Source organism: Aggregatibacter sp., assembly GCF_057314075.1.
The window spans coordinates 12,288-24,188 of record NZ_DBHLAR010000007.1; the positions used below are offsets into that span (position 1 = coordinate 12,288).

The following is an 11,901-nucleotide window of genomic DNA, read 5'->3' on the forward strand; positions in this document are numbered from 1 at the left end:
GATGTCTTTACAGATTAGACCAGCCAAAAGCGAAAAATCATTATAATGCGCGGAATAAAAAGGAATGTAATATGTCATCAAAATACAACATTTGGCTGTTAAATGGCCCGAACTTGAATATGTTAGGTGTGCGTGAGCCAACCCATTACGGGCATTTATCATTAACAGCAATTGAGCAGCATTTGCAACAACAGGCGACAAAACAGCAAGTGGCATTAGATTGTTTTCAAGCCAATAGCGAAGAAAAATTGATTGAGAAAATTCACCAAAGCTTTCAAAAAGTGGATTTTATTATTATCAATCCTGCTGCCTATACTCACACCAGCGTGGCGTTGCGTGATGCATTACTTGCCGTTGGCATTCCTTTCGTTGAAGTGCATTTATCCAATATTTATAAGCGAGAACCCTTTCGTCATCATTCCTATTTTAGTGATGTGGCGGAAAGTGTGATTTGTGGCTGCGGTGCGCAAGGATATGATTTTGCGTTGCAGTTTGCGGTAAATTATCTTTCAAAAAAGTAAAATTTGACGAAATTTAACGAAAATCACAGAATTTTATCGCCAAAATGATGATTTTGCGGTAATCTCTCAGCCGAAAATTTATCTTAATCCACACCGCGCTTTTTTTTCTAAAAAGTGCGGTTTAAATTTAATATGTTTTAGGAAAAACTATGGACATTCGTAAAATTAAAAAACTGATTGAATTAGTAGAAGAATCCGGCATTACGGAACTTGAAGTTTCAGAAGAAGAGGGCTCTGTACGCATTAGTCGTGCTACAGTTGCTGCACCGGCAAATGTTCAATATTCCATTCCGGCAGCGGCACCAACTCCGGTTGCGGCACCTGCTGCACCTGCCGTAGCACCAGCACCTGCTGCCGCACCTGAGGAAATTGCCGGTCATAAGATCCGTTCTCCGATGGTCGGTACATTCTATCGTAGCCCAAGCCCAGAAGCGAAAGCCTTTGTTGAAGTCGGCCAAACCGTAAAAGTGGGTGATGCACTTTGCATTGTTGAAGCGATGAAAATGATGAACCGTATTGAAGCGGATAAAGCCGGTGTAGTAAAAGCTATTCTGGTAAATGATGGTGAGCCTGTCGAATTTGATGAGCCGTTGATTATTATTGAATAATTAACATAGCAGACCATAATTTAAACAAGAATGGATTTATTATGTTAGAAAAAGTTGTTATCGCAAATCGCGGCGAAATTGCTCTGCGAATTTTGCGCGCCTGTAAAGAATTGGGCATTAAAACCGTTGCGGTGCATTCCACTGCCGACCGTGAATTGAAACACGTTCTGCTTGCGGATGAGACTGTGTGTATCGGCCCTGCTCAATCTGCAAAAAGCTATTTAAATATTCCGGCGATCATTGCGGCAGCAGAAGTGACCGGCGCTGACGCAATTCACCCGGGGTATGGTTTTCTTTCTGAAAATGCGGATTTTGCCGAGCAAGTTGAAAGCTCAGGTTTTATCTTCATCGGCCCAACCGCTGACGTGATTCGTTTAATGGGCGATAAAGTGTCCGCCATTAACGCGATGAAAAAAGCGGGCGTACCTTGCGTACCGGGTTCTGATGGTCCATTAACTTCTGACATCGCAAAAAATAAAGAAATTGCGAAACGTATCGGCTATCCGATTATTATCAAAGCTTCCGGCGGCGGCGGTGGTCGTGGTATGCGTGTCGTCCGTAGCGAAGACGCCCTGGAAGAGTCCATTGCCATGACGAAAGCAGAAGCCAAAGCAGCCTTCAACAACGACATGGTTTACATGGAAAAATATTTGGAAAACCCACGCCACGTGGAAATTCAAGTATTGGCCGACACTCATGGCAATGCAGTTTATCTTGCTGAACGTGATTGTTCTATGCAACGTCGCCACCAAAAAGTCGTGGAAGAGGCACCGGCACCGGGCATTAGCGAAGAAGTACGTCGCGATATTGGTTCCCGTTGTGCGAAGGCTTGTGTGGAAATTGGTTATCGTGGTGCGGGTACGTTTGAATTCTTATATGAAAACGGTGAGTTCTATTTCATTGAAATGAATACCCGTATTCAAGTAGAACATCCTGTCACAGAAATGATTACCGGTGTGGACTTGGTGAAAGAGCAATTACGTATTGCTTCCGGCTTGCCGATTTCTTTCAAACAGGAAGACATCAAAGTGAAAGGCCATGCCATTGAATGTCGTATTAATGCAGAAGATCCAAAAACCTTCTTGCCTTCCCCGGGTAAAGTGGCACACCTACATTCTCCAGGCGGTTTAGGCGTGCGTTGGGATTCGCATGTTTACGCAGGTTACACAGTTCCGCCACATTATGATTCTATGATTGCGAAATTGATTACTTACGGCGATACCCGTGAAGTGGCAATCCGCCGTATGCAAAATGCGTTATCAGAAACCATCATTGACGGTATTAAAACGAATATTCCGTTACATGATCTGATTTTAGCAGACGAAAACTTCCAAAAAGGTGGTACCAACATCCACTATTTGGAGAAAAAATTAGGTATGCACGAATAAAACGTAGCATTAATAGAAAAAGTGGATTTTATCCACTTTTTTTGTTTAGGAATGATATATGGACTTACAACAACGTTATAAACAAGCGACTAAAGAAGCCCGTTGGGCATTGGGCTTAACTTTGCTTTATGTAATTGGTTGGTGCTTATGTGCTTACTTGCCAAAAGGTACACAAGGCCCAATAGGTTTTCCTCTGTGGTTTGAACTGGCCTGTATTTACCTGCCGATTCTGTTTATTGTGGTGGCTTATTGGCTGATTAAAATTGTGTTTCAGGATATTCCGCTGGATGTGGAAGAGAAAAAACAACATTCGACAACGGAGCGTCACTAATGAACCTAGGGATTATTTTTCCACTCGTCATCTATTTAGCCTTTGTCTTTGGTGCAGCGATTTATGCTTATGTCAAACGTCAGAAAGGCGGGGATTTTCTTTCCGAATACTATGTTGGCAACCGTTCTATGACGGGCTTTGTGCTTGCCATGACAACTGCTTCTACCTACGCCAGTGCCAGTTCTTTTATTGGTGGTCCGGGAGCCGCGTATAAGTACGGCTTAGGCTGGGTTTTGCTTGCCATGATCCAAGTACCGGCGGTGTGGTTGGCGCTTGGTGCGCTAGGGAAAAAATTTGCCTTGCTTTCACGCGAAACTAACGCCTTGACGATCAATGATTTATTGCTTTATCGCTATAAAAATAAATATTTGGTATGGATTGCCTGTGTTGCGTTGTTGATCGCGTTCTTTGCGGCGATGACCGTGCAATTTATCGGTGGTGCCCGTTTATTGGAAACCACCATCGGCATTCCTTATACCCAAGCCTTGTTAATTTTCGCTTTAACCGTGGGGATTTATACCTTCATCGGTGGTTTCCGTGCCGTGGTGTTGACGGACACGATCCAAGGTACTGTCATGATTCTTGGCACGATTGTGTTGTTAGTTGGTGTGATTTATCAGGTCGGTGGCGTGGAAAGTGCGGTCAAAAAATTAACTGAAATTGACCCAAGTCTCGTCAGCCCGTACGGACCGAATGAGATGTTGGATTTCCAATTTATGGCCTCTTTCTGGATTTTGGTTTGTTTCGGTGTGGTTGGCTTGCCGCACACGGCTGTACGTTGCATGGCGTTTAAAGACAGCAAAGCACTGCACAATGGTATGCTGATCGGCACGATCGTGTTGACGATTATCATGTTTGGTATGCACTTGGCGGGCGCATTGGGACGTGCTATCGTGCCGGATTTAACGGTGTCGGATAAAGTGATTCCGAGCCTAATGTTGCAGGTGTTGCCACCGATTGTAGCGGGGATTTTCCTTGCAGCACCAATGTCGGCAATTATGTCCACGGTGGATGCACAGCTTATCCAATCGTCTTCTATTTTTGTGAAAGACTTGTATTTGGCGGCAAAACCGCAGGCGGTGCAAAACCAAAAACGGATTGCGCGGATCTCTTCAATCATTACGTTAATTTTGACCGCACTTTTAATTTTTGCTTCTCTCAATCCGCCGGATATGATCATTTGGCTGAACCTGTTTGCCTTTGGGGGACTTGAGGCTGCATTTTTGTGGGTTATCGTATTAGGGCTGTATTGGGACAAAGCTAATGCTTACGGCGCGGTTAGCTCCATGTTGGTCGGCTTAGTTTCTTTTATTTTATTTACCCAATTTGGCATTAAACTTTTTGGCTTCAACCCGATTGTCCCATCCTTAGTCTTTGGCTTAGCGGCATTTTTGATGGGGAATAAAGTCGGTGAGAAACGCCATTCATCATGAAACAATAGGAATAAACATGGCTTGGATTCAAATTCGCCTCAACAGCACTAACGAAAAGGCAGAGCAAATCAGTGATTTTTTAGAAGAGATCGGCTCGGTGTCGGTCACTTTTATGGACAGCCAAGATACGCCGATTTTTGAGCCGTTGCCGGGAGAAACACGGCTTTGGGGCAACACGGACGTGATTGCTTTGTTTGATGCGGAAACCGATATGAATGTCGTCGTGGATGCACTTAAACAAGCGAAGCATTTAGGCGAAAATTCCGCCTATAAAATCGAACAAATCGAAGACAAAGATTGGGAGCGTGAGTGGATGGATAATTTCCACCCAATGCAATTCGGCAAGCGCCTTTGGATTTGTCCGAGTTGGCGCGACGTGCCGGATCCGAATGCCGTGAACGTGATGTTAGATCCGGGCTTGGCGTTTGGCACAGGAACACACCCGACCACCGCGCTTTGTTTGGAATGGCTTGACAGTTTAGATTTAAAAGATAAAACGGTGATCGACTTTGGTTGTGGTTCCGGCATTTTAGCTATTGCGGCATTGAAGCTAGGCGCGAAAAGTGCGGTGGGTATTGATATTGATCCGCAAGCGATTTTAGCCAGCCGCAACAATGCGGAACAAAACGGTGTGGCGGATCGTTTGCAACTGTTTTTATCCGATGCAAAACCGTCAGACTTGAAAGCTGATGTGGTGGTGGCGAATATTCTGGCGGGGCCGTTAAAGGAGCTTTACCCGGTGATTAGCCAATTAGTGAAGTCCAACGGAGATTTAGGCTTGTCGGGCATTTTAGCCACACAAGCGCAATCCGTGTGTGATGCCTACGCCGAGCGTTTTGTGCTCGAGCCGGTGGCAGAGCGCGAAGAGTGGTGTCGAATTACCGGTAAGTTAAAGGCATAACGCGCAATAAACGTCAGTAGGTGATAAAAAAGTGCGGTGGAAAAATATCACGTTTTTTCACCGTACTTTTTGTGTTTATAGCGCTCAATGAACAACGCCATTTACTTTTCAAAGTCAACTCTTTTATGGCAAATTTCAGTAGAAATTTGGCAAATTGAATCGAATCTAAAAAATTTATAATTTGTATAAAAATTACCCTTTGCAAACGCATTAAAAGTGCGTATGATAGCGCACCTTGTCGGTTGGCAGCCGAGTTTGGTCAAGTTGTTGGAAAGTCACGGAGTCATAATGCGCATTGGTCATTATCAATTAAAAAATCGCATTTTATTGGCACCCATGGCGGGAATTACCGATCAACCTTTCCGTAGAATCTGTGCCCATTATGGGGCAGGTTTAACCTTTTCAGAAATGATGTCAACCAATCCGCAAGTGTGGCATACCGAGAAATCAAAATTGCGCTTAGCGCACCACCAAGATGCCGGTATCAATGCCGTACAAATTGCGGGTTCCGATCCCAACGAAATGGCGCAAGCTGCTCAGGTGAACGTGGAATACGGCGCTCAAATTATTGATATAAATATGGGCTGTCCGGCGAAAAAGGTGAATCGTAAAATGGCGGGCTCCGCTCTTTTGCAATATCCCGACTTAGTTCAACAGATTCTTGAGGCTGTCGTGAAATCGGTCAACGTTCCGGTAACGTTGAAGATTCGCACCGGTTGGGATACGGAAAATCGAAATTGTGTCGAGATTGCTAAAATCGCAGAGCAAAGTGGCATTCAAGCGTTAACCGTGCATGGTCGCACGCGTGCCTGTAAATTTGATGGCGTCGTGGAATATGACTCGATTAAAGCGGTAAAACAAGCAGTGTCCATTCCGGTGATTGCCAATGGCGATATGATTTCCCCACAACAAGCCAAATTTGTGCTCGATTATACGGGGGCAGATGGCGTAATGATCGGTCGAGGGGCATTAGGCCGACCTTGGGTGTTTCAAACCATGGTGGGGTTGGTGGAACACAACTCGATCGTGACCGAACCAAGTTTAGAAGAAAAGTGCAGTGTAATTTTGCAACATATCCGTGAGCTACATCAGTTTTACGGTGATGAAAAAGGTTACCGAATCGCACGTAAGCATATCGCTTGGTATTTACAGGATATTCAACCTCATTCTGTTTTCAAACAAGATTTTAATGCGCTCACTTCCGCTTCGGCGCAGTTAGACGCATTAGAACAATTTTTTCGTTTAATTTGATTTAATTAATGGATAGAACAATGTTAGAACAACGTAATCCGGCGGAAGCATTAACTGTTTCTGTGCTGAATTCTCAATCTCAAGTAACCAACAAGCCATTACGCGATTCTGTGAAACAGGCTTTAAAAAATTACTTATCCCAATTAGACGGTCAAGATGTCAACGATCTTTATGAGTTGGTATTGGCAGAAGTTGAACATCCGATGTTGGATATGGTTATGCAATATACCCGTGGTAACCAAACCCGCGCGGCGACAATGCTTGGCATTAACCGCGGTACATTGCGTAAAAAATTAAAAAAATACGGTATGGGTTAGTTTTTAGCTCATTTTTCATTCTTGCCCTTGTCCTTTTGACAAGGGCTTTTTTATTGTTTTTTCCCGTTTGTTTTTCTTGCGCAAACGTTTTCGTTTATCTCAATTTCCTTTATAATAGCCCGCAATTTTTGTTTCCATTCAACCTTAAAGGTAATCCTCATGTTTCAAACTTTCCGTGGCTCACCTGCCCTTTCCGAATTCCGTATTCATGGCTTAATGCAAAAATTCCAACAGCAACAATTACCGGTGAAAACCGTGTATGCGGAGTATGTGCATTTCGTGGCATTAAATGCCGCCCTTTCCGCTGAACAGGAAGCCAAACTGAAAGCCTTGCTGCATTACGGGCCAACCCTTGCCGAACATGAAGCCAAAGGGGAAAGTTTTATTGTGATTCCGCGGGTCGGCACCATTTCCTCTTGGTCGTCTAAAGCCACCGATATTGTCCATAACTGCGGCTTAAATGAAGTGGAACGTATTGAGCGTGGTTTGGTGTATTACTTTGAATTGACACAGCCGTTAGATGAAAAAACGACGGAAAAACTGACCGCACTTTTACATGACCGTATGATGGAAACCGTGGTGCGTAAAGCTGCGGATGCAGAAGTGTTGTTCCGTCAACAAGAACCGAAGCCGTTAAAAATCGTGGATATTTTAAACGGCGGGCGCAGCGCTTTAGAAAGTGCCAACGTGGAACTTGGCTTGGCATTGGCGGAAGATGAAATCGATTATTTGATGGAAAATTTCACCGCACTTGGACGCAACCCGCACGACATTGAGCTGTACATGTTCGCGCAAGCCAACTCGGAACACTGCCGCCATAAAATTTTCAATGCCGACTGGATTATTGACGGCAAAAAACAGGATAAATCCCTGTTCAAAATGATCAAAAATACCTTTGAGAAGACCCCTGATTTTGTGCTTTCTGCGTATAAAGACAACGCGGCGGTGATGGAAGGCTCCAAAGCGGGACGTTTCTTCCCGGATCAAGACGGTATTTACCGTTATCACAATGAAGACACCCACATTTTAATGAAGGTGGAAACCCACAACCACCCAACTGCCATTTCCCCGTTCCCGGGCGCGGCAACCGGCTCCGGTGGTGAAATCCGTGACGAAGGCGCGACCGGTCGCGGCGCAAAACCGAAAGCGGGGTTGGTGGGCTTCTCTGTATCCAACTTATGCATTCCAAACTTTGAACAACCTTGGGAAGCCCCGCTTTCCAAACCGAACCGTATTGCTTCCGCTTTAGACATTATGCTGGAAGGCCCGTTAGGTGGCGCGGCGTTTAACAACGAATTCGGTCGTCCTGCATTGCTCGGCTATTTCCGTACTTATGAACAAAAAGTGAATAGTTTCAACGGTGAAGAAGTGCGCGGCTACCACAAACCAATCATGTTGGCAGGCGGTATCGGTAACATTCGTGCCGAACACGTGCAAAAAGGCGACATTCCGATGGGCGCAAAACTGGTGGTGCTTGGTGGCCCGGCCATGAACATCGGTTTGGGCGGTGGTGCGGCGTCTTCTATGGCGTCCGGTAAATCCAAAGAAAACTTGGATTTCGCCTCCGTACAGCGGGACAACCCGGAAATGGAGCGTCGTTGCCAAGAAGTGATCGACCGTTGTTGGCAGCTGGGTGATGACAACCCGATTGCCTTTATTCACGATGTGGGTGCGGGCGGTTTATCCAACGCCATGCCGGAATTGGTGCATGACGGCGGTCGTGGCGGTAAATTTGAACTTCGTAAAATCCTAAGTGATGAACGCGAAATGAGCCCGTTGGAAATTTGGTGTAACGAATCGCAAGAGCGTTATGTGCTTGCCATTCATCCGGAAAAACTACCGCACTTTGAGGAACTGTGCCGCCGTGAACGCGCGCCTTATGCGGTCATCGGCGAAGCCACGGAAGAAGAACATTTAGCCTTACATGACGAGCATTTTAACAACAATCCAATTGATTTACCGATGAGCGTGTTACTCGGTAAAACCCCGAAAATGACCCGCGACGTGCAAACGGCAAGTGTTAACGGCGAACCGCTTGAACAAAGCCAGATTCAATTAAAAGAAGCGTTACATCGCGTGCTTCGTTTACCTGCAGTAGCGGAAAAAACCTTCTTAATCACCATCGGTGACCGCACGGTGACCGGCATGGTGGCGCGTGATCAAATGGTCGGCCCGTGGCAAGTGCCGGTGGCTGACTGCGCAGTGACCACAGCAACATTAGACAGCTACTACGGCGAAGCCATGTCCATGGGCGAACGCACGCCGGTCGCATTGCTCGATTTTGCCGCGTCTGCCCGTTTAGCCGTGGCAGAATCCATCACCAACATTGCCGCCACGAACATCGGCGACATTAAACGCATTAAATTATCTGCTAACTGGATGTCCGCCGCAGGCCACAAAGGCGAAGACGCGGGCTTATACGCGGCAGTGAAAGCCGTGGGCGAAGAGCTTTGCCCGCAATTAGGCTTAACTATTCCGGTGGGCAAAGATTCCATGTCCATGAAAACTACTTGGCAGGAAAACGGCGAGCAAAAAAGCGTAACTTCACCGCTTTCCTTAATCATCAGCGCCTTTGCCCGAGTGGAAGACGTACGCAAAACCGTCACCCCACAATTACGCACTGACAAAGGACAATCCCGCTTGTTGTTGGTGGATTTGGGCGAAGGCAACAACCGCTTAGGTGCTACGGCGTTAGCGCAGGTGTATGCCCAACTTGGCGACAAACCGGCGGATGTGGTCAACGCCGACACATTGAAAAACTTCTTTAACGCCATGCAGGACTTGGTGGCGCAAGAAAAATTATTGGCATACCACGACCGCTCTGATGGTGGTTTAATCGTCACCTTGGCGGAGATGGCGTTTGCCGGACATTGTGGCGTGGCTGTGGATATCAGCGCCTTAGGCGACAACGATTTAGCGGTGTTATTTAACGAAGAATTGGGTGCGGTGATTCAAGTGCGTGATAGCGATTTGAGTCTCGTGCGCGATGTCTTCGCTAAACACAATGTGTTGCACTTAGTGAAAGAATTGGGCGCCGTTACTGAAGACGACGAAATCGAAATCACCCGCGGCAACAAAGTGTTACTTAATGAAAAACGTTCCGACTTGCGTGGCATTTGGGCGGAATTGACCCATCAAATGCAACGCTTACGCGACAACCCGGAATGTGCCGATCAAGAATTTGCGGCGAAGAAAAATCCGCAGGATAAAGGCTTCTCCGCCTATTTAACCTACGATCCAAGCGAAGACATTGCCGCGCCTTATATTGCGACCGGAAAACGTCCAAAAGTGGCGGTATTGCGTGAGCAAGGTGTAAACAGCCATGTTGAAATGGCGGCAGCATTTGACCGCGCCGGCTTTGAGGCTATCGATGTTCACATGAGCGACTTGCACAATCGCCGTTATGACTTGCAACACTTTAATGCCTTGGTGGCGTGCGGCGGCTTCTCTTACGGCGACGTGCTCGGTGCCGGTGGCGGTTGGGCGAAATCTATTTTATTTAACCCGCACTTACGGGAACAATTCAGCCAATTCTTTGAACGTGAAGACACGCTCGCACTTGGCATTTGCAACGGCTGCCAAATGCTTTCCACCTTGGCGGAAATCATCCCCGGCACAGAAAATTGGCCGCGTTTCGTGCGCAATAAATCTGAACGTTTCGAAGCTCGCGCTGCGTTGGTTCGCATTAATGAAAGCAACTCCCTGTGGTTCCAAGGTATGGCGGGCTCCCATATGCCAATTGCCGTTTCCCACGGCGAGGGCAGAGTGGAATTCAAAACGCCTGAAAATTTAACCGCACTTCAAGCACAAAACTTGATTGTGGCGCAATACATCGACAACAACCTTAACCCGACAGAAGTGTACCCGGCAAACCCGAACGGCTCCGCCCTCGGCATCACCGCCCTTTCCAACACCAATGGTCGCGTCGCCATCATGATGCCACACCCGGAACGCGTCTTCCGCACTGTGAGCAACTCATGGCATCCGGAAGAGTGGGGCGAAGATGGGGCTTGGATACGAATTTTTAGGAATGCGAGAGCTGTCTTTAAATAATATAGTGTAATTATGAAATAGCGTTCTATAAGGAACGCTATTCTTTTATTAAAGGAATGAAATATGAAGAAACGCATTACTGCGAGAATGTATAAAGTCACTGAATGTCAGGAACTCCATGAATTCCATGAATTAAAGATTAATAATAGCAATATTCTTTTTTTAAGGTCTGTTTTATTATCTAATAACTCTTTTTACGAAGATGAAAATGGCAATTGGTTATTGAAGTTTTTTTTAGGGGAGCAATATGAGCAAGTTATATTCATTGATTTCTCTCAAAAAGAATTGAGCTATAAGAATCTTCAGGTTTTATCTCTTTCTAAATTGATCATTGATGATTCTGCTTTTGATGATCTTCTTGCTGAAGAGATTTCTCTTGAAATTAGAAAATCAAAAGCAATAAGGAAGCATCATTTTATAGAGTATCCATCTCATTATGAGCATATTGACGGTAGAGGAATGGGATTCTATTCTAGAATTCCTGACCAAGAATATAATTTCAGTCGTAGGCTAATTCTATTAGCTTTGGCTTATGCTTATTTAGGAGCTATTGAAAATATAAGCAATAGGCTTTCAGAATGTATTTGTTGCCAGAGTGATGATATTGAAAAGTTAAGACAGCTTTATATTGAAGCTACAAAGTTTAAAGCAGTGTTTTTGTTTCATCAGCCAGTTTTGATGAAAAATGTTAGCCTTATTGAAACATGGAAATATTTAGATAAAGTATTTGACATAAATTCTGCTTCAGATGAATTATTAGAGCAATTATCTAGTGTGCATTATATTTTAAATCTAGATGATGATAAAAAAAGAAAAAATATTGAGGATTTGAAAATTAAAAGGCAGGAGAAATGGAATATGTTATTTACAATGTTAGGTATTTTTATTGGATTAATAGAATTATTCAAATGATAAGCCTGATTGTTAATAAAGAACAATAAAAAAGCACCCCCATGATGGCGCACGTTTTCTAACGTGTGCCTTTTTCTTTTTTACTCAGTGATAAGCACACGCTGTGAAGCGTGCGCTATCGATTTGATGATTAGTTTAGTTTTTTAAGTGATTGGATTGTACTTTTGTGAGTTAGATCGAGAAAAT

The 11,901-nt window shown here is 45.0% G+C and carries 10 protein-coding genes; all 10 read left to right on the forward strand.

The features are described from left to right. The first annotated feature begins 71 nt into the window (after positions 1 to 71). Positions 72 to 521, forward strand: coding sequence for a type II 3-dehydroquinate dehydratase (gene aroQ, locus ACO5E4_RS05045; RefSeq protein ID WP_485862281.1), 450 nt, complete (start codon positions 72 to 74; stop codon positions 519 to 521). 149 nt (positions 522 to 670) lie between these two features. Further along, entirely contained in the window at positions 671 to 1,129 is a 459-nt protein-coding gene (gene accB / locus ACO5E4_RS05050; protein ID WP_485862282.1) for an acetyl-CoA carboxylase biotin carboxyl carrier protein, read from the forward strand. A gap of 41 nt (positions 1,130 to 1,170) precedes the next feature. After that, on the forward strand, positions 1,171 to 2,517 hold the full coding sequence (gene accC, locus ACO5E4_RS05055) for an acetyl-CoA carboxylase biotin carboxylase subunit (RefSeq protein WP_314954554.1): 1,347 nt from the start codon (positions 1,171 to 1,173) through the stop codon (positions 2,515 to 2,517). A 58-nt stretch (positions 2,518 to 2,575) separates the two neighbouring features. Continuing rightward, positions 2,576 to 2,848, forward strand: coding sequence for a YhdT family protein (locus tag ACO5E4_RS05060; RefSeq protein ID WP_485862283.1), 273 nt, complete (start codon positions 2,576 to 2,578; stop codon positions 2,846 to 2,848). Continuing rightward, positions 2,848 to 4,281: a sodium/pantothenate symporter gene (gene panF / locus ACO5E4_RS05065; protein ID WP_485862284.1), complete on the forward strand. Its 1,434-nt coding sequence runs from the start codon at positions 2,848 to 2,850 to the stop codon at positions 4,279 to 4,281. The genes ACO5E4_RS05060 and panF overlap by 1 nt, the downstream gene beginning before the upstream one ends. A 16-nt stretch (positions 4,282 to 4,297) precedes the next feature. Beyond that, a complete protein-coding gene (gene prmA, locus ACO5E4_RS05070) occupies positions 4,298 to 5,182 on the forward strand; it encodes a 50S ribosomal protein L11 methyltransferase (protein WP_485862285.1) in 885 nt (294 codons plus the stop codon). A gap of 288 nt (positions 5,183 to 5,470) precedes the next feature. After that, complete coding sequence (gene dusB / locus ACO5E4_RS05075) at positions 5,471 to 6,433, forward strand: tRNA dihydrouridine synthase DusB (protein WP_485862286.1); 963 nt, start codon at positions 5,471 to 5,473, stop codon at positions 6,431 to 6,433. 20 nt (positions 6,434 to 6,453) lie between these two features. Then, the gene (gene fis, locus ACO5E4_RS05080) at positions 6,454 to 6,750 is read left to right on the forward strand and encodes a DNA-binding transcriptional regulator Fis (RefSeq protein ID WP_032997766.1); all 297 of its coding nucleotides are present in this window, start codon (positions 6,454 to 6,456) and stop codon (positions 6,748 to 6,750) included. A 159-nt stretch (positions 6,751 to 6,909) separates the two neighbouring features. Beyond that, positions 6,910 to 10,803, forward strand: coding sequence for a phosphoribosylformylglycinamidine synthase (gene purL, locus ACO5E4_RS05085; protein ID WP_485862287.1), 3,894 nt, complete (start codon positions 6,910 to 6,912; stop codon positions 10,801 to 10,803). A 63-nt stretch (positions 10,804 to 10,866) separates the two neighbouring features. Then, a complete protein-coding gene (locus tag ACO5E4_RS05090; RefSeq protein ID WP_485862288.1) occupies positions 10,867 to 11,715 on the forward strand; it encodes a hypothetical protein in 849 nt (282 codons plus the stop codon). Positions 11,716 to 11,901: the final 186 nt, after the last annotated feature.